General features: G+C 68.1%; 19 protein-coding genes. 6 read left to right on the top strand and 13 right to left on the bottom strand.

Annotated features, from left to right (window positions below; all coding sequences use genetic code 11):
* The first annotated feature begins 119 nt into the window (after window positions 1–119).
* Window positions 120–590 (top strand): Lrp/AsnC family transcriptional regulator, encoded by a 471-nt coding sequence (locus tag EKG36_RS00220; RefSeq protein ID WP_185827437.1) that lies wholly within the window; start codon window positions 120–122, stop codon window positions 588–590.
* Between the two features lie 42 nt (window positions 591–632).
* Here the strand turns inward: EKG36_RS00220 and EKG36_RS00215 are convergent, their stop codons facing one another.
* Entirely contained in the window at window positions 633–2,048 is a 1,416-nt protein-coding gene (locus tag EKG36_RS00215; protein ID WP_126479809.1) for a dihydrolipoyl dehydrogenase, read from the bottom strand.
* A gap of 365 nt (window positions 2,049–2,413) precedes the next feature.
* On the opposite strand from EKG36_RS00215, the gene EKG36_RS00210 reads away from it, so the two are divergent.
* Together EKG36_RS00210 and EKG36_RS00205 are read left to right on the top strand one after the other, a co-directional pair.
* On the top strand, window positions 2,414–2,647 hold the full coding sequence (locus EKG36_RS00210) for a hypothetical protein (RefSeq protein ID WP_126479807.1): 234 nt from the start codon (window positions 2,414–2,416) through the stop codon (window positions 2,645–2,647).
* Between the two features lie 45 nt (window positions 2,648–2,692).
* Window positions 2,693–3,145, top strand: a complete 453-nt coding sequence (locus EKG36_RS00205; protein WP_126479805.1) for a CBS domain-containing protein — start codon at window positions 2,693–2,695, stop codon at window positions 3,143–3,145.
* A gap of 4 nt (window positions 3,146–3,149) precedes the next feature.
* Here EKG36_RS00205 and EKG36_RS00200 read toward each other — a convergent pair whose 3' ends face one another.
* Both EKG36_RS00200 and EKG36_RS00195 read right to left on the bottom strand, forming a co-directional pair.
* A complete protein-coding gene (locus tag EKG36_RS00200; RefSeq protein WP_126479803.1) occupies window positions 3,150–3,524 on the bottom strand; it encodes a DnaJ family domain-containing protein in 375 nt (124 codons plus the stop codon).
* Window positions 3,525–3,624: 100 nt separating this feature from the next.
* The gene (locus EKG36_RS00195) at window positions 3,625–4,293 is read right to left on the bottom strand and encodes a DUF1028 domain-containing protein (protein ID WP_185827436.1); all 669 of its coding nucleotides are present in this window, start codon (window positions 4,291–4,293) and stop codon (window positions 3,625–3,627) included.
* 254 nt (window positions 4,294–4,547) lie between these two features.
* On the opposite strand from EKG36_RS00195, the gene EKG36_RS00190 reads away from it, so the two are divergent.
* The 3 genes from EKG36_RS00190 (at window position 4,548) to EKG36_RS00180 (ending at window position 8,496) form a co-directional block, all read left to right on the top strand.
* On the top strand, window positions 4,548–5,393 hold the full coding sequence (locus EKG36_RS00190; protein ID WP_126479799.1) for a FadR/GntR family transcriptional regulator: 846 nt from the start codon (window positions 4,548–4,550) through the stop codon (window positions 5,391–5,393).
* A gap of 348 nt (window positions 5,394–5,741) precedes the next feature.
* Window positions 5,742–7,004: an allantoate amidohydrolase gene (locus tag EKG36_RS00185; RefSeq protein WP_126479797.1), complete on the top strand. Its 1,263-nt coding sequence runs from the start codon at window positions 5,742–5,744 to the stop codon at window positions 7,002–7,004.
* A 70-nt stretch (window positions 7,005–7,074) separates the two neighbouring features.
* On the top strand, window positions 7,075–8,496 hold the full coding sequence (locus tag EKG36_RS00180; protein WP_246007387.1) for a YfcC family protein: 1,422 nt from the start codon (window positions 7,075–7,077) through the stop codon (window positions 8,494–8,496).
* 120 nt (window positions 8,497–8,616) lie between these two features.
* Here the strand turns inward: EKG36_RS00180 and EKG36_RS00175 are convergent, their stop codons facing one another.
* The 10 genes from EKG36_RS00175 to antA form a co-directional block, all read right to left on the bottom strand.
* Window positions 8,617–9,798, bottom strand: coding sequence for an alpha/beta hydrolase (locus tag EKG36_RS00175; protein WP_126479794.1), 1,182 nt, complete (start codon window positions 9,796–9,798; stop codon window positions 8,617–8,619).
* A 26-nt stretch (window positions 9,799–9,824) separates the two neighbouring features.
* Window positions 9,825–11,087: a TRAP transporter large permease gene (locus EKG36_RS00170; RefSeq protein WP_126479792.1), complete on the bottom strand. Its 1,263-nt coding sequence runs from the start codon at window positions 11,085–11,087 to the stop codon at window positions 9,825–9,827.
* Complete coding sequence (locus EKG36_RS00165; RefSeq protein WP_126479791.1) at window positions 11,084–11,632, bottom strand: TRAP transporter small permease; 549 nt, start codon at window positions 11,630–11,632, stop codon at window positions 11,084–11,086. The genes EKG36_RS00170 and EKG36_RS00165 overlap by 4 nt, the downstream gene beginning before the upstream one ends.
* A gap of 58 nt (window positions 11,633–11,690) precedes the next feature.
* The gene (locus tag EKG36_RS00160) at window positions 11,691–12,674 is read right to left on the bottom strand and encodes a TRAP transporter substrate-binding protein (protein ID WP_126479789.1); all 984 of its coding nucleotides are present in this window, start codon (window positions 12,672–12,674) and stop codon (window positions 11,691–11,693) included.
* 73 nt (window positions 12,675–12,747) lie between these two features.
* Window positions 12,748–13,722: a catechol 1,2-dioxygenase gene (gene catA, locus EKG36_RS00155; protein ID WP_126479787.1), complete on the bottom strand. Its 975-nt coding sequence runs from the start codon at window positions 13,720–13,722 to the stop codon at window positions 12,748–12,750.
* A gap of 51 nt (window positions 13,723–13,773) precedes the next feature.
* Complete coding sequence (gene catC / locus EKG36_RS00150; RefSeq protein WP_126479785.1) at window positions 13,774–14,064, bottom strand: muconolactone Delta-isomerase; 291 nt, start codon at window positions 14,062–14,064, stop codon at window positions 13,774–13,776.
* 26 nt (window positions 14,065–14,090) lie between these two features.
* Window positions 14,091–15,215: a muconate cycloisomerase family protein gene (locus EKG36_RS00145; protein WP_126479783.1), complete on the bottom strand. Its 1,125-nt coding sequence runs from the start codon at window positions 15,213–15,215 to the stop codon at window positions 14,091–14,093.
* A 91-nt stretch (window positions 15,216–15,306) separates the two neighbouring features.
* Window positions 15,307–16,323, bottom strand: a complete 1,017-nt coding sequence (antC, locus tag EKG36_RS00140; protein ID WP_126479781.1) for an anthranilate 1,2-dioxygenase electron transfer component AntC — start codon at window positions 16,321–16,323, stop codon at window positions 15,307–15,309.
* A gap of 20 nt (window positions 16,324–16,343) precedes the next feature.
* Window positions 16,344–16,829 carry an anthranilate 1,2-dioxygenase small subunit gene (gene antB / locus EKG36_RS00135; RefSeq protein WP_126479779.1) on the bottom strand — a complete coding sequence of 162 codons (486 nt, stop codon included), beginning with the start codon at window positions 16,827–16,829 and terminating at the stop codon, window positions 16,344–16,346.
* Window positions 16,830–16,832: 3 nt separating this feature from the next.
* Window positions 16,833–18,218: an anthranilate 1,2-dioxygenase large subunit gene (gene antA, locus EKG36_RS00130; RefSeq protein ID WP_126479777.1), complete on the bottom strand. Its 1,386-nt coding sequence runs from the start codon at window positions 18,216–18,218 to the stop codon at window positions 16,833–16,835.
* Window positions 18,219–18,284: the final 66 nt, after the last annotated feature.

The following is an 18,284-nucleotide window of genomic DNA, read 5'->3' as shown; positions in this document are numbered from 1 at the left end:
TATTCATGAGAAGGAGTACCGGCATTCTAGGCGGAGACGGGTGGGGAAGGGTTGCGTTCTGCACTGCCCTGGCGCAGCGTTATGCAACATCCTTGCAACAGACACTGCCAAAAAGAAAAATGCTTGCACTCGACCGTTTCGACATGAAGATCCTGCATGCCCTGCAGCGGGATGCCCGCCTCACGCTCGGCGCCCTCTCCGAGGCGGTGGCCCTCTCTGCCAGCCAGTGCTCGCGCCGGATCGCGCGGCTCGAGCAGGAGGGGGTGATCGAGGGCTATGCGCTGCGCCTGAACCCGGCGGCCCTTGGGCTGACGGTGACGGCCTTCATCTTCATCTCGGTGGACAAGCAGCGCATGCATGCGCCCCGCGAGGCCGTGGCGGCCCTGCTGGCGCGGGAGGAGGTCATCGAGTGCCATACCGTGACCGGCAGCCACGACTTCCTCCTCAAGGTGATGGTGGAAAGCCTGGGGGCGCTGTCGACCTTCCTCGCCGAGGCCGTGAGCCCGATGGAGGGCCTCCACGACATTGCCTCCCAGGTCGCCATGGAGTCACTCAAGACCAACGGGCCGCTGAAGGTCGAGGCCGGATAGCGCCCACGCCGGTGGGCTGGAGGCGGGCGTGTCCACCCCGCCTCAGATGCCCGGCAGCGGGTCATCCTGGTGGCCGCACAGGGGCAGGTCCGGACGCTGCACCGGTGCCGCCAGCTGACGGCGCAGGTCCTGCAGGGCGGAGCGCAGGCCTTCCTCGAGTACCGGATGGTAGTAGGGCAGCAACAGGGCATCGACGACGTTGACCCGCCGCTGGATCAGCCAGGCCAGCTGATGCGCCAGGTGCTCGGCCCCGGCGACGCACATCTCGCCGCCCAGCAGCTGTCCCTCGCGGTCGGCATAGAGATGCAGCGGACCGCCGTGAACGTCCATGATGATGGCCCGGCCCAGCTTGCCGAAGTCGCTGCTGCCGACCAGGGCATCGGCGGGCAGCTCATCGAAGGCCAGCCCGACCCGGGCGATTTGCGGCTCGGTGAAGACGATGGCCAAGGGAGTGCGTCGCGTCAGGCACTCGGCATCGGGGTTCAGGGCATGATAGGCAGCCAGGCGGCCCTCGTCGGCTGCCTCGTGCATCAGCGGAATCACTCCGTTCACATCACCGGCGAAGTACACCGGCGCCGGGCCGGCGCGCAGACGGCGGGGATCCAGCTCGGGCAGACCATTCCGCCCCAGCGCCAGCCCCAGAGCCTCGAGGTTGAGGGATGCCACGCGGGGCTTGCGCCCCATGGCAGCGAGCACGGCATCCACCTGGATACGCTCCTCGCCGAAGCGCACCAGCACGCCATCGCCGCTCGGCTCGGGCTCGACGGCATGTCCGGTGTGAAGATGCAGGGAGCGCCCCAGCGCCTCCCGGGCGGCCGCATTGACCTGAGGGTCCGCCAGGCCGGCCAGCTGGTCGTCGAGCCCGAACGCGTGCACCTCCACGCCCAGCATCGCCAGCGCCTGGCCGAGTTCCGCGCCGATGGCGCCGAGCCCCACCACGGCGAGTCGCCGCGGCAGCCGCTCGAGGTCGAAGAGGCTGTCGCTGGTCAGCAGGCGGCCCTCGAGCGCCCGCCAGGCGCCGGGCACCACGGGCTCGCTGCCGGTGGCCACGATGATGGCATCGGCACGGAGTCGCTCGCCGTCGAGATCCAGGGTGTCGGGACCGACGAAACGCGCCCGGGCCTGGAGATAGCGCTCGCCGAGCTTCTCCACGGCCGCGGTCGGTCCGGCGGCGAAGCGATCGCGCAGCCGGCGCACCTCGGCCAGGATGGCACCATCGTCGACCTCGCCGAGGGGGCCGGTGACGAAGCCGTCTCGCACCAGGCGACGGCCACTGGCCACGTCCCTGGCCAGCTTCAGCAGGGCCTTGGAAGGCATGCAGCCGACCCGGGCACAGGTGGTCCCCAAAGGACCGGGATCGACCAGCAGGATGTCGTCGGTGACCTCGGACGCCTGCTTGTAGGCACTGAGGCCCGCCGTGCCGGCCCCGAGGACCACGACGCGAACATGGCGTGTCATCCGGTTCTCCTTGACTGTTCAACGGCTTCGCAAGTTGCCGGGCGGTATGAGCCGCCGGCGGCCCCCGACCAGCGTCAGGGCCATCCCCGACCGGCAGCGCAGGACGAGGCACGTCGCCGCCGTCATGCACGGCACAGCGGCCACCTCGTCCACTCGTGCGTCGCAAACCGCGACGGCATCCATGAACAGCGTAGTGCGTTCTAGCGAGTCGCCACCTTGATGGCGGTCAACAGGTAGGCTCCCCAAGGGCGGAGAGAGACCAAGCCGGCCACCGGGCATCGATGGCGAGCCGCCAGGCCGTGACCCATACTCCAGGCAGCCGGAAGACGATAGGCAAGCGAGGAGCAATCCGAGAGGAGAAGACCATGGGTACCTGCGTCACCTGCGGCAACCGCTATGAGGACTCCTTCCAGGTGATCAAGGACGGCACCGAATACACCTTCGACTGCTTCGAATGCGCGATCCACAAGCTGGCGCCCGAATGCGCCGCCTGCGGCACTCGGATCATCGGCCACGGCGTACAGCACGGCCAGGCACTCTACTGCTGCGCCCATTGCGCCAACGGGGCGGGCGCCGGCGGTATCGTGGATCATGATTGATCTCGCCCCCTCAGTCCGTCGACTCGACCAACGAGGAAAGCGCCGATGAGGATCGGTGAATGCTGCAACCGGGACCTGGTCATCGCGGCACCGCATACGGAAATTCTCGATGCGGCGAAGATGATGAGAAGGCATCACGTCGGCGACCTGATCATCGCCGAAATGCACGATGGCTTGCCCCGCCCCCTCGGCATGCTGACCGATCGGGACCTGGTGGTCGAGGTGATGGCCCAGGAGGTGTCACCAAGCGAGATCACCGTGGCGGATGTCATGACCCCGGAGCTCGTTACCGTCCCCGAGGACCTGGATGTCTGGGAAACGGGGGAGCGCATGCGGCACCACGGCGTGCGCCGCATGCCGGTGGTGGACCAGGACGGGGCGCTGGTGGGGCTGATCACCCTGGATGATCTCCTGGTGCTGTTTACCGAGACCCTGGACAACATGACGTGCCTGATCAGGACCGAGATGGACAGCGAGGCGAAGCGTCGCAAAGCCTAGGCGCTCAAGCCTCCTGGTCCAGCCGGCGTATCAGCTTGTCCCGGTACTCGCCGCGCTCCAGCAGCAGGCTCGGCTCATGCCCTCGAGAGCGCAACCGGCTGCGCAACAGGTTGAGCCGGGCACAGGCCCGCTTGCGCTCTTCCCCATGGTCCAGTCGCGCGATCAGGCTTTCCACCTCGCGGATCTCGCGCACCAGCTCCAGTTCCGGCGGCAGGAAGCCGGCATTCTTGAGTAGCCGATAGCCGGCCCGCAGCTCCTCCGGAACCAGGCTGTCGTCATCCAGCTCCAGCGGCCGGCCGCGCCCCGGCAGGCGATCCAGCTCGCCACTGTCGAGCGCCTTGCGGATATGCGCTTCCGCCAGCTGGTCGACCAGAGACATGCCCTTCCCTCCCCTGCCATGGCCTGGAGAAGACGTCTGTATTGAGCATAACAGCTGGCATGGGGGCCGGGGCCGGGGATGCCTGGCGGCAGGCCTCGGCTCAGTGACGGTCAGGCGCGTCGCCGGTGGGCAGGCGTAACAGAAAGGCCTGGAAGTCGTGGTCTTCCCGGAGGCGACGATGCAGCGCACCGAGTGCCGTCACCGCCTCGGCCGAGTGATCGATACGCAGGTCGAGGGGCAGGCCACCGGGGGCGCGCACCTTGAGTGCCGCCGACACGACACCGCGCTGGTCACCGCCGGCTCGCTGACCCGCCCCGAGGGCGGCCAGCAGCGCCTCGGCCAGCGCCTCGCCCGACGCCATCGCCTGTCGGTAGGCCGCGATCATGGCGGGCACCACCTCGCGGCTGCCCAGCATGTTGCCCGCCACCGCCAGGCCGGGCTCGAGATGCAGGTCGCAGACCGGCACGTTGCTCGCCCCGGTCCAGCCCGCCACCTCCCCGCGACCGTTCATCAACGCCAGCTGGCGCCAGGCTTCACCCCGGTCCTCGCGGCGCAACTCGGCCACGGCCGCGGCCACCGGCTCGCCATCGGCAAGTCGCGCCAGGCCACGCTCGGCGGCCATCACATTGGTGCTGTAGCCCTGGGTGACGGCGGCTCCGACACCGGGCTGCAGGTGCGGGACGAAGCCCCCCAGGGCCGGGCCACCCGTGGCACAGGCGACGCCGAGGGTGCGTCGGTCGCGATTCAGGGCGATCAGGCTGAAGGTCATGGGACACTCCTGTGAGAGGGGCCGGCGGCATTGGCGGTCCATGCCACGGGTATTTATCATGATAATTACCACGATCCGCAGGCGGGCGACAAGGCGCCAACCAGCCTCACGCCTGCCGCGCGGCCAGCGGCGAACCCGCCTGGACAGAATGCCGGAGAACCCGGATCATCGGGCGCGGCGGCGTCAACGTCATCCGCCCGCGCCGGTCAGTCCCGAGTCTCGCCGCCACGGGCTGTTCCACCGAAAGGAGAGTGATGAGCCAGTCACCACGACACGCCGCGCGCCGTGCCCGCCCCGAGGTCATCGGCGAGGCGATCAAGGAGTACATCGCGCGCCACGGGCTCGGCCCGGGGGATCGCCTGCCCCAGGAATCCCACCTCGTCGAGGCGCTGGACGCCTCCAAGGGCACCATTCGCGAGGCGCTGCGCGGCCTGGCAGCCCAGGGCCTGATCCAGACCCGCACCGGCCCCGGCGGCGGCGCCTTTATCTGCGAGGTGAGCGACGACCGGGCCATGGAGCTGCTGGGCAACTACTTCTTCTTCCGGCCGCCGACCATCCATGACATCTACGAGGTTCGCAAGCAGCTCCAGCCCGCCATGGTGGCCAGCCTCGAAGGCGTGCTGGACGACGACGCCTTCCGGCGCCTGGAAGCGGTCATGGCCTACTACACCCATCCGCCCGCCTCGCTGGAGGAGGAGCGCACCCAGCGCATCAAGGAGCTGGAATTCCACCTGGTGCTGGTGGATTACTGCCCCAACCCCCTGCTGGCGCTGATGTGTCGCTTCATGATCCGCCTGCTGATGAGCCTGACGACCTGCCAGCGGATCTACGAGCAGCCCTACCCGGAGCTGCGCCAGCGCGGCTACGACTTCCAGCGCCGCCTGCTCGACGCCCTGCGCGACGGCGACACGGACCAGGCACGACACATCATGACCGAGCACATGCAGGCCGCCCAGGCGCTGATGGAGGCGCGGGAGGCCACCCTCGACAAGGCCTTCTTCCGCGCCGACGACACCGCCGGCGAGGCCCCGAGCCGCGAATACCTGGCGCTGCGCGACCTGTCCGACGCCATCGATCCCTCGACGGCGCCCTCCCGCTAGCCGCCACGGATCCCCCGACGCCCCAGAACGCCGTCCAGGCCGGCACTCGGATACGTCGCCCTGCGGACCGAGCGGCCCGGAGGCTCTTCCCGCTCTTCCTCCCGCCGCTCGTCCTGGCGCCTTCCAGGCTTTAGACCATCGTCGCAGCTCGACGGGCGGCGACCGACCGAAATTTATCATAACAAATTGTTTTCTCCCGATTCCGCCCTCCCGGGGCCGAATGGGGGCATCCGCGAGGCCTCCGTCCGCGATTGACAGCGTTTGTCGGGCCCCGCTAGCCTCTATTTATCATGATAAATTAACGACACCCTGGCAGTGCCCACTCGGCCGCCTCGGCAAGGGGAATCCATGAATCATTCATACGAGTCGGCGGCCCGGCAGGCCTGGCAGTGGCTGGAGACGGCGGCCGGCTTCAGTGAAACCCGCCACCCGAATCTCGAGGGCGTCACCCGGCGCTGCGCGACGCCGGAGCACCGCGCCACCCTGGAGGCGCTGGGCGGCTGGATGCGGGAGCTCGGCATGGCGGTGCGGCTGGACAACGGCGCCAATCTGATCGGCCGTCACGCCAGCGCGACCCCGGGGGCCCGCACGCTGCTGCTCGGCTCGCACCAGGACACCGTGCCCAACGGCGGGAAGTACGACGGCATCCTGGGGGTGATCCTTCCGCTGGCGCTGGTCAAGACCCTCAAGGACAACGCCATCGAGCTGCCCTTCCACATCGACGTGGTGGCCTTCAGCGACGAGGAAGGCACGCGCTTCAGCTCGACGCTGCTGGGCTCCAAGGTGCTCGCCGGCACCTTCGACGACGCCATGCTGGAGGCCACCGACGACGCCGGCGTGACGCTGCGCGAGGCCCTCGAGGCCTTCGGCTGCCGCCCGGAGCAGATCGCCGAGGATCGCTATGCCCCCGAGGAGGTCCTCGCCTTCCTCGAGGTGCATATCGAGCAGGGGCCGCAGCTCGAGCTCGAGGACCTGCCGGTCGGCGTGGTGAGTGCCATCACCGGCATCGAACGCCACCGGCTGACCATCCGCGGCCAGGCCGGCCACGCCGGCACGGTGCCCATGCATGTGCGCCAGGACGCCCTGGTCGGTGCCGCCGAGGTGATCCGCCTGGTGGATGCCCTGTGCCGGGAGACCGACGACCTGGTCGGCGTGGTGGGCAAGATCGAGAACGCCCCCAACGGGGTGAACGTCATTCCCCAGGCCACCACCCTGTCCATCGAGCTGCGCTCGCCGCGCGACGAGATCCGGCGCCAGGCCCGGGAGACGCTGCTCGAGCGCATCGACAGCGTGCTGACCGCCTCCCGCCTGGGGCTCGACCATGCCCTGACCTACGAGCAGTCCGCCGTGCAGTGCTCGGACTGGCTCTCCGAGGAGCTGCAGGGCGCCGTGCGCGACAGCGGCCTCCCGCCGCGGGTGCTGTTCAGCGGGGCAGGCCATGACGGCCTGGCCATGCGCTCGCTGTGCGATATCGGCATGCTCTTCCTGCGCTGCGAAGGGGGGGTCAGCCACCATCCCGGCGAGGCCATCAAACCCGAGGACCTGACGGCCGCCGTCGAGGTCCTGGTCCACGTCTGCCAGCGCCTGGCCCAGCGCCACGACGCAGCATGACGGTTATTCCCGACTCACTTCACTCCCCACGACAACACCGACAACACCGACAACGCTCCGAGGGTCGACCATGAGCCAATCCCAACAACATCCCCAGACCTCGGCACCATCGGCCTCGACGACGCTGAAGTGGTACCAGCGCGTGCCGGACCCGATGGTCCTGATCTTCCTGATCCTGGTGGCCGCCTACCTGATGACCTTCATCGTGCCGGCCGGCGAGTACCAGCGTGAAATGCTCGACAACGGCAGGACGTCGGTCATTCCCGACTCCTTCCGCTATCTCGCGGACGTGGCCAACCTCCACGTCTTCGACATCTTCGTGGCCATCCCCGAGGGGTTGATCGCCGCGTCGCAGTACCTGTTCATCGTCTTCATCGCCGGCGGGCTCTTCCACATCCTGCAGCGCACCGGGGCCCTGGAGAACGCCATCGGCGTCGCCGTCCACCGGGTCGGCGCCGAGAACAGTTCCCGCAGCCGCAACCTGATCATCGTCGCCGGGACCTTCATCTACGGCTTCTTCGGCGTGGCCGTCGGCTTCGAGAACAACATCGCCCTGGTGCCCATCGGCGTGCTGATCGCCACCGCCATCGGCTGCTCGCGGCTGGTCGGCGTGACCATGGCCGTGGGCGGCATCGGCGTCGGCTTCGCCCTCTCGCCGATCAACCCCTATACCGTCGGCGTGGCGCAGGGCATCGGCGAGCTGCCCACCTTCTCCGGCTGGGGGCTGAGGACCCTGATGGTAGTCGGCTGCCTGGCCACCCTGAGCGCCTTCATCTGCCGCTACGTGGTCCACATCGACTATCGCGACGACCAGCCCGCCGAGCTCACCAAGCGGCTCGAGGACTACGTCCTGACGCGCCGCGACCTGATGACCCTGGGCATCTTCGTGGCTGGCCTGGTGGTCATGCTGATCGGTGTGTTCACCCGCGGCTGGTACATCAACGAGATCGCCGGCATGTTCCTGCTGATGGCGATCGTGATCGGCTTCGCCAACGGTCTGGGGGCCAATGAGCTGGTCAAGCAGATGATGGAGGGCGCCTCCACCGTCACCGCCGGTGCGCTGGTGATCGGGGTCGCGGCGTCGATCCAGGTCATCCTCAAGGACGCCCAGATCATCGACACCATCGTCCATGGCCTGAGCGGCCTGGTGGGCGACATGCCGACCGCCCTGGCGGCGGTGGCCGCCAGCGTTATCCAGGGCGTCATCAACCTGTTCGTGCCCAGCGGCTCGGGCCAGGCGCTGGTGACCATGCCGATCCTGATCCCGCTGGCCGACCTGATCGACATGAGCCGCCAGCTGATGATCACCGCCTTCCAGGTGGGCGACGGCCTGACCAACCTCATCGTGCCCACCTCGGGCGGCACCCTGGCCATGCTGGCCCTCGGCCGGGTCTCCTATGCCCAGTGGCTGCGCGTGATCATGCCGCTGATGGTGCTGGTCTACGCCATGTGCTGGATCGCGCTGATCGCCGGGCACTATCTCGGCTACTGAGTTCGGCGACTGAGCTCTGCTGCCGGGCATCACGAACAGGGCGAGCGTCCGCACCCGCGGACGCTCGCCCTTGTCGTTCTCCCCCTTCGTTTTCCCCTGACTCACCGAACGCCGGGGCGCTCACGTCGCGGGCGTCATCAGCGCCCGCGACGCCGCCAGCAGATCGCCGTCGGCGAGAGTCTCCATCACCGAGAAATGATGGGTGCCGGGCACGCTCGCGACCTCGAGGCTATCGAGATGAAACGCCCAGCGCCGGCCGAGGGCCCGCGACTGCCAGTGGAATTCCTCGCTTTCCCGCTCGCCGACGGCCAGGTGCAGGCGCAGGCCCGGGTTGGGGGTGGCGAACATCGGGCTCAGCGTCCGCGCCGTCTCGGTGTCCGGCAGGCCGAGCAGTGGCCCGAAGCTCATGTGACGCATCGGCTCGAGCTCATAGAGGCCGCTGACCAGCAGCGCGGAATGGATGGGCGTGGCAGGCATTGTCGGGTCCAGGGCCGGCCAGTCGGTGCTGACCAGGCAGGCGCCCAGGTGGCCGCCGGCGCTGTGGCCGCTGACCTGGATCCGCTCCCGATCGAAGCCCAGGCGCTCCGCCGCGTGCCAGAGATGACGCAGCGCGGCGCGCACGTCGTCGACCTGGTCGGCGATGGTGACCTCGGGACACAGCCGGTAGTTGAGCAGCGCCACTGCCCAGCCCGCCTCGAGCATTCCACCGAACAGCTGGCAATGCTCCGCCTTGTCCATGGCCTGCCAGTAGCCGCCGTGGAGGAACACCAGCAGCGGGGCGTTGGGGCGCGACGCGGGGAAGAAGTCGAGGCGCTGCTCCGGCGCCTTGCCATAGGCCAGCTCGCGACGGACCTCATGGTCCGCCAGGAACCTCTCGCCCTCCTCCCGCCAGCGTTGGAAGATGGCGAGGTGATCGGGAACGGCCGCCCGGGCGCTGTAGGCGGCGTTGACCTGGGAGGCGGTCAGGCCGTGCCAGACCGCCGGCTCGTCCGGCACCGAGACCGGCGGCTCGTCCAGGGTGGCCACCAGGGCGATGCGGCCCTCCTCGGTCGCCTCGACGGCGAAGTCGGCCGGCTTGAAGCCGCCGAAGACCTCCCGCCAGAGGCGGTCACAGGCCCAGGCACGGGGGTTCAGCCGGCCGCCCGGCGAGCGCACCATCAGGTACCGAAGGGCCGCCGGGGAGCGTCCGGCCTCCTTGAGGCGGCCCAGCAGCGCCACCAGGACTGCCCGGTAGGCAGCCTCCCGGGCCCCGGCCGTGTCCTCCGGCAGGGGCGCCTCGGCCCGCAGGGTCGTCATCGCCATGCGTTCGCCTCCCTCGTCTCGCGTGATCATCCGACCAGCGCCAGGGTCAGCCAGGGCTGCCAGGCCAGCAGCACCAGCGCCAGCAGGCTCATCAGCAGGAAGGGCCAGAGCGCGCGGAAGATCTTGAGTGGCGGTACCCCGGTCATCGACGAGCCGATGAACAGCCCAGCCCCCACCGGCGGCGTCAGCAGTCCCAGCACCAGGGTCAGGCACACCACCACCCCGAACTGGTAGGCGGTGATGTCGAACTGGTTCTGGGCGATCGGCAGCAGGATCGGCACCACCAGGATCAGCGCGGCGATGCCGTCGACGATCATCCCCACCAGCAGCAGGATGCCCACCACCAGCATCAGGAACGCAAAGGGGTTCTCGGTCAGCCCGGCGATCCAGGCCGCGGCCATCTGCGGCAACTCCTCATAGACGATCACCCAGCCGAACACCCCGGCGGCGGCGATCAGCATGATCACCAGGCCGGCATTGAAGGCGGTGCGCTTGAGGATCTCCGGCAGCTTGGCGAAGGTCAGGTCGCGGTAGACGAAGCGGCCGATCAGCAGCGCCGCCAGCGAGGCCAGGGCCGCGGATTCGGTGGGCGTGGCCAGGCCGGCGAGAATGCCACCGATGATGATCAAGGGGATGGTCATGGCCGGCAGGCCCATCAGCAGGAAGCGCCTGGCCTGCTCGCGGTTCGGCCACTGGCCCTGGGGATACTGCTGGACCAGGCCCACCGCGGCGATGGCCAGGAAGAAGAGCCCGCCCATCAACAGCCCCGGGATGATGCCGGCGATGAACATGTCGGCGATCGGCACCTGGGCCATCACTCCGTAGAGCACGAACAGCATCGACGGCGGGATGATCGGTGACAGCAGCCCGCCGGCGGCGGTGATGGCCGCGGCATAGGGCTTGTCGTAGCCGTCGGCTTCCATGGCCGGGACCATGGCCCGGGACATGATGGCGATCTGCGAGGCTGCCGAGCCGACGATGGCGGCCATCATCATGTTGGCGACGAGGTTGATGTACACCAGGCCGCCGCGAAAGCCACCGACCAGGATCCGCGCCAGGTCGATCAGCCGCCGGGTCAGCCCGCCCTCGTTCATCAGCTCGCCGGCGAGCATGAACAGCGGGATAGCGAGTAACCCATAATTTTCTATCGCTCCATACAGCTGCTGGGGATAGGAAGCGAACAACAGGGTGTTGCCCGAGTCGGCGATGTACCAGGCGGCGGTGAGCGCCAGCACCAGGGCGATGGGCACCGCGCCCAGCAGCAGCACGGCGAAGACGACGAGAGTCATGCGAGCCTCCTTTCCGCGCTCCCCAGGCCCTTCAGGCCGTCGATCAGGTTGACCACGGCATGCAGGCTCAGCGAGACGGCGAAAATGGGCAGGCACAGCCAGACCCAGAACTTGGGAATGCCCAGCGTGCGCGAGGTTTCGGAGTAGATGAAGTTGAAGGTCTCCCCCTGAAAGGCCTGGAGATCAAAGCCGGTGGCCCAGAGGGTCGCCGGGTCATACCAGCGCCAGCACAGCACGGCCAGGAAGAGCGCGAAGAACAGCACCATGGCATCGACGAACAGGTGCAGCCCCTGGCGGACGCCGCCCGGCAGGGCATCGACCAGCAGGGTGACGGCGACGCCCTCGCGACGCTTGAGCACCGCCGAGGTGGTGAAGAAGGTCATCCAGATCATGGCATGGATGGCCAGTTCGTCGGTCCAGTAGAGGGCATGGCCCAGCGAGCGGGTGGCGATGTTGAGCAGGATCAGCAGGCTGATCAGCGCCGCCAGCCCCGCTGCGATGGCCCCCTCACAGCGGGCGATGCCGGACGAGAGTCGTTTGAGCATGACGGCCTCCGGGGAACCCCGGCGCCTGGGCCGGGGCGGTGACAGGATCAGGCGGGAATCACTCGACCAGCTCGGCGGCCGTCTCGCGCAGGACGGCCAGGGACGGCGCCTTGGGTGACCAGGTGGCCTCCCACTCGGCGATGGCGTCCTCGAAGAAGGCCGGGCCGACCTCGCTCACCGCAATGTCCTGGCTGCGCAGGTCCTCGCCCCAGGCGGCGTGGTTCTCCTGGAAGCGGGCCATGACGTTATCGGCATGCTCGGCCATGGCGGTACGGATCAGTTCGCGCCCCTCACCATCGAGCTGCGCCCAGACGCGCCCGGAGATCACCGCCACCATGGGGAACATCATGTGGTTGGAGATCACCAGGTGCTCGGCCTGCTCGTAGAATTTGAGCAGCCGGATGGCATCGAAGTCCATGTCGATGGCATCGACCTGGCCATTGGCCAGGGCATCGTAGACGGCGGGCAGCGGCAGCGGCGTCGGGGCCGCATCGGCGGCGGTGTAGAAGTCGCGGATCGGGTCGAAGGGCGTGATGCGCACCTTGAGCCCGCTCAGGTCATCGGGGCCCTCGATGGGCTCGCGGCTGAGGATCTGGCGCATGCCGGCCATGCCGTATCCCACGCCCACCAGCCCGGCCTGGGCCGGCATCTTGTCGAGCAGGCCCTCGGCGGTGTCCGAGCGCAGCAGGGCGGCCGCGTGATCGATGTCCTCGACCAGGAAGGGCGCGTAGAGGGCACCGAAGTCCGGGATACGGTTGGAGATCTCGGCCAGGGTCAGGAAGGCCATGTCCAGGGAGCCCGCCTGGAGCTGCTGGACCATCTGGGCCTCGGTGCCGAGCTGCTGGGCGGGAAAGATGCTGACACTGTGCTCCCCGCCGGAGCGCTCCTCGAGGGTCTCGGCGAAGCCCTCGGCCTCCTGGGTCCAGATATGCGACTGGGGGGTGATCAGGCCGAGGCGGAAGTCGCGGGCCTGGGCGGTGAACGCGGTGACGGAAAGCGACGCCGCTACGGCGGCTGTCATCAGGGTCTTGAGCGTGTTCATCAGAGTGCCTCTGTTTTTGTAATCCTGTCTAATGTAACCGGCCCCGGCGGGCCGGCTATCAACGCGGGGAGTGTTACACCGTGGCCGTGCCCGCCAGCTGGCTGGCCCGATCCCGCTCGTCTTCCTTGGCGCGCGGGCGCTTGTGGCGGACCTGAAGCTCGGGGGTATCGGTCGCCGACAGCTCGACGTCGAACACCACCTGGGTGAAGGGGCCCTCGAAGCCGCTGGCCTCGATCGCCGCGGCGTCCTCGATCCGCTGACCTGCCACCACCAGCTCGTCGCGGGTGGCGAAGGCGAAGTCATCGAAGGTGTAGGGATCGCCGGCCAGGTTGATCTGGGTGGTCAGGTGCTGATGACCCGGCGCCGAGATGAAGTAGTGGATGTGCGCCGGACGCTGGCCGTGACGGCCGAGCAGGTCGAGCACCTGCTGGGTCGGGCTGTCCGGCGGGCAGCCATAGCCGGAGGGAATGATGCTGCGAACCGCGTAGCGGCCGTCGGCGTCGGTGATGATCGAGCGGCGCAGGTTGTACTCGGACTGCGACGGGTCGAAGAAGGAGTAGCCGCCCTTGGAGTCGGCGTGCCACACCTCGACCTTGGCGCCGGCGATCGGATTGCCGTCGGTGTCGCGCACCTGGCCGGTCAGCCACATCGCCTCGCCGTCGGTGTCTGTGCCGTCGTCCATGCGCCCGGAGCCCTGGATCTCCGGCGCCCCGGCCACGTACAGCGGCCCCTCGATGGTGCGCGGGGTGCCGCCGGTGCGACCGGCCTCGGCGTCGGCCGCATCCATGCGCATGTCCAGGTAGTGATCGAAGCCCAGGCCCGGGGCCAACAGGCCGAACTGGGTGCCCTGCCCCAGGGCATTCAGCACGCTGACGGCGGACCAGAACTCCTCGGGGGTGACGTCGAAGTCGTCGATCAGCTTGAACAGGTCACCGACCAGGCGGTGCAGGATCTGCTTGGCGCGCTCGCTGCCGCCGTCCTGGTCGAAGCCGCTGACGGCCTGCAGGAAGTCCTGGACTTCGGGGGTATCGAAGATCTTCACGGTCATGGTCGTTTCCTCGGTTATTGTCATGTCGTTGGCGACCGGCGGGGCCGGGGTTCAGCTGTCGTCCTCGCGGATCGACGAGGGATGGCGGCACAGCGGCTTGACGCGGATCTCCATGTAGGGGAACAGCGGCAGGTTGCTGACCAGTTCCTGCAGTTCGGCGTTGTCCTCGACGTCGAAGATGCTGACGTTGGCGTAGCTGCCGGCCACCCGCCACAGGTGCCGCCACTTGCCGGCACGCTGCAGCTCCTGGGCGTAGGCCTTCTCGCGCGCCTTGATCTCGGCGGCCTGCTCCACCGGCATCGCTGGCGGCAGCTTCACGGTCATTTCCACCTGGAAGAGCATGGGGATCTCCTTGGGTTGTCGGCCGCTCAGTCGCGGCGCCGGTAGTGGTCGAGCTTGTCCTCGTCGAGGCAGATGCCGAGCCCGGGGCCGGACGGCAGCTCGACGCCGTACTCGTGGTAGTGCAGCGGCTGGGCGACGATGTCGTCCTTGAGCAGCAAGGGGCCGAACATCTCGGTGCCCCAGGTCAGCTCGCCGAGCGTCGCCCAGGCATGCAACGAGGCGGCGGTACCGATGGTGCCCTCGAGCATGGTGCCGCCGTAGAGGCCGACGCCGGCGGCCCAGGCCACGTGAGCCAGCTCCAGCACGCTGCGCGGCCCGCCGGCCTTGGCGATCTTCAAGGCGAAGGCGTCACCGAAGCCCCCCGCCGCCAGGGTGAAGCCGTCGCGGGCGTCGTGGACCGCCTCGTCGGCCAGCATCGGCACCACGAAGCGTTGTGCCAGTCGGGTCAGGCCGGCGAACTCCCGGGCCGGGATCGGTTGCTCGATGAGGTCGATGCCGGCGGCCTCCAGGGCGTCGATGCCGCGGGCCGCGGTGGCCTCGTCCCAGGCCTGGTTGACGTCGACCCGCACGCTGGCCCGGTCGCCCAGCGCCGCCTTGATGGCGCCTACGTGGCGGACGTCCTCGTCCACCGGGCGGGCGCCGATCTTCAGCTTGAAGTCGCAGTGACGACGCTCCTCCAGGCGCTGGAAGGCCTCGTCGATGTCCTTGCGGGTATCGCCGGAGGCCAGGGTCCAGAGCACCGGTAGATGGGTGCTGCAGGCGCCGCCCAGCAGCTCCGCCACCGACAGGCCGCGGCGCTTGCCCTCGGCGTCGAGCAGCGCGGTCTCGAGCCCGGACTTGGCGAAGCTGTTGCCGCGCGCATGGCGGTCCAGGCGTGCGCGCAGGGCGTTGAGGTTGTCGGGCGCCTGGCCGATCAGCAGTGGTGCCAGGTAGGTATCGATGGTCTGCTTGATGCCCTCGGGGCTCTCCGGGCCGTAGGCCAGGCCACCGATGGTGGTGGCCTCGCCCAGGCCCTCGGTGCCGTCGGACAGCCGCAGGCGGATGATGACCAGGGTCTGGCAGGCCATGGTGGTCATCGACAGCCGGTGCGGTCGGATGGTTGGCAGGTCGACCAGCAGGGTCTCGACCTCTTGGATCAGGATGTCGGACATCGGAGTCTCCAGGCGGCTCGCCTCGGGGCGCCGCTCACGCAGGCAATGAAAGTCGCTGGGGCCGGACGGGGCACCCTCCGGCCGGTGGCGGTCAGCTCGAGACGAACTTCTCGAAGAACAGTCGGTGCTCGCCGACCTCGCGCTCCTCGAGCCACTGCCTCGAGGCCTCGATCATCGGCGGTGGCCCGCACAGGTAGGCGTCGAAGGGCCGGGCCAGGAAATCGAGATCGAAGAGATCGCAGACCACGCCCTGCCTGCCCTGCCAGCCCTCGGAGGGGGTCATCACGATGGTTTCAAAGGCGAAGTCGGGCAGGGTCTCGGTGAAGCGGTCCAGGCGATCGAGCTCGCTGAGATCGGCCTCCTGGGTCACCCCGTAACACAGCCGGATCGGCTGGCTGCACTCGCCCGCTTCCTCGAGTTGCTCGAGCATGCCGAGGAAGGCCGAGAGCCCGGTGCCGCCGGCCACCATCAGCAGGGGGGTCTGTATCTCGCGCAGGTAGAAGGCGCCCAGCGGGGCCTCCAGGGAGATGGCGTCGCCCGGCTTGGCACGCTCGCGCAGGTAGTCGCTCATCACCCCGCTGGGCAGCAGGCGGATCAGGAAACGCAGCTTGCCGTCCTTCACCGAGGCGGTGGCGAAGGAGTAGGCCCGCCATTCGTCGGTACCCGGCACCTCGAGGCGCGCGTACTGCCCGGGCAGGTACTGCAACGCCTGGGCGGGGGCGTCGAGGGTGATCTCGAGGATGGCGGCCGCATCGGACACCTGTTTCACGTCGCTCACGGTGGCGTCGTGCACCTCGGTGGCCACGCTGCACACGCCGGAGTCCACGTCGAAGTAGAAGGAGCCGTGACTGGACCGCAGGCGGGTCTGGCAGGCCAGCACGTGGCCCTGCTCGACCTCCTCCTCGGTCAGCGCTTCCTCGTCGATGTACTCGACGTCGACCTCGCCGGCCTCGCGCAGGCAGCGGCAGGTCCCGCAGACCCCCTCCCGGCAGTCCACCGGCAGGTTGACCCCGTGACGCTGGGCGGCGTCCATCAGCAGCTCGTTCTTGTCGACCTTGACGAAGCGCGTGGTGCCGTCCCGAAAGACGATGGCGGCTGTGTTATGCATGACTCGCCCTCCAGCGAAACTCAGACGTGGTAGAAATCCAGCACGGAATCGATCTTGTCGTTGAGCAGCACGGTGTGCTTGCGCAGGATCTTCCAGCCGTCGCCCTCGCCACGCAGGGTGTAGTCGGCGGTGCCGAAGAAGTGGCCGCTCTCGCCGAAGCGATAGAAGTGGGTCACCCAGTTGACCCGCACCTGGACGATGCCATCGTCCTGTTCCTCGCAACGCACGTTGTCGATCAGGTGCAGGGTCCGCGGCAGCGGCGTGGAGGCCGCGGACTTGCCGGTGCGCAGGCGGAAGATGCGGTCCTCGATGCCGGTACGGTCGGCGTAGTACATCAGCGACATCTCGCGCTTGGGATCCGAGGTGAGCTCGTCCTCGTTCTTCCACTGGGGAATATGGAACTCGCACTCCGGGGCGAACTGGTCGAGGTAGCCGTCCCAGTCACGGTCATCGCAGAGCTCGGCCAGGCGGTACATGAACTGCTCGATGGATTGCTGAAGAGTCATGGCTTACACCTCCTGGAGCTTGAGTGCTTTCTTTTCGAGGCCCTCGAGCAGCAGCCGCTGCCAGGTACCGTGCTGGTTCACGTAGAGGCCCTCGTGGGTGAACTCGGTGCCGGTGATCACCGGCTGGATGCCGAGCACCTGGCTGTTGTGGGTCTCGCCGTACTGCCAGTCCTGGTGCCCCCGGGAGATGTCGCTCCAGCGGGAGGCACGCGCCTGGAAGCCGCGCTGCTGCTCGCGGAACTCCACCAGGTCGTCGGGGGTGCCCATGCCGGAGACGTTGAAGAAGTCCTCGAACTGGCGGATGCGGTTCTCGCGGTCGGTGTCGGACTCGCCCTTCACGCCCAGGCAGAGGCTGATGACCTCGGTCTTGTTCCAGGCCACCGGACGCACGATGCGCAGCTGGGAGCTGATCTGGTCCATGAAGAACAGGCTCGGGTAGATGTTCAGGTTGCGCAGGCGATGCATGGTCCACTCGGCGCGCTCCCGGGGATGGATCTCGAGCATGCGCGGCATCACGGTGGCGTAGCCGGGACGCACCTGGGGGTTGGGCATGTCGCTGAACAGCAGGCTGTGGCCGTTGGCGAAGGAGAACCAGCCGTCGTCGGTGTCCTTGTCGCCGGCGCCCAGCTTGCTGTAGTCGAGGGTGTCCCCGCCGCCGTGCTTCTGCGCCTCGAGCTCGCGGCGATGCTGTACGGTGGAGACGTAGTTGTAGTGCACGGTGCTGACGTGATAGCCGTCCAGGCCGTTCTCGTTCTGCAGCTTCCAGTTGCCGTTGAAGGTGTAGGTGGACTTGCCCGGCAGCACCTCCAGCTCACCGTCCTCGGCCTGCTCGACCATCATGTCGAAGAACAGCCGGGTATCGCCGAGGAAGTCCTCGAGGCTCTCGGTGCCCTCGGCGTCGAGGCTGATGAAGACGAAGCCCCGATAGCTCTCGATGCGGGCCTGCTTGAGACCGCGGCTCGCCTTGTCGAAGTCCGCCGGATACTCGCTCGGCGCCTTGACCTTGACCAGGCGGCCATCGGACTTGTAGCACCAGGCGTGGAAGGGGCAGGTATAGGTGGACTGGTTGCCGCACTCGGTGCGCACCAGGGTCGCGCCACGGTGCTGGCAGGTATTGGCCAGGGCGCGCAGCTGCCCCTTGGCGTCGCGAGCGATGATCATCGGCTGGCGACCGGCCTGCATGGTGATGAAGTCGTTGTTCTCGGGAATCTGACTCTCGTGGCAGGCGAAGATCCACTGCTTCTCGAAGATCAGTTCCATCTCCAGATCGAACAGGGCCTCGTCGGTGAACATCTCCCGGGCCATCTGGTAGACGCCGTCATCGGGACGGAAATCGAGACAGTTCTCGACGAATTGCTGCCACTCGGGGATAGAGCGTTGTGCGGTCATCGGTCATCACCGTCTTGTTGCTTGTCGTGGTGTGACCCAACTTAGGCGTGGCTCCGCGATGCCACT

Source organism: Halomonas nitroreducens, assembly GCF_003966155.1.
Classification (GTDB): Bacteria; Pseudomonadota; Gammaproteobacteria; order Pseudomonadales; family Halomonadaceae; genus Halomonas; species Halomonas nitroreducens.
This window is presented reverse-complemented; position numbering and strand designations above follow the sequence as displayed.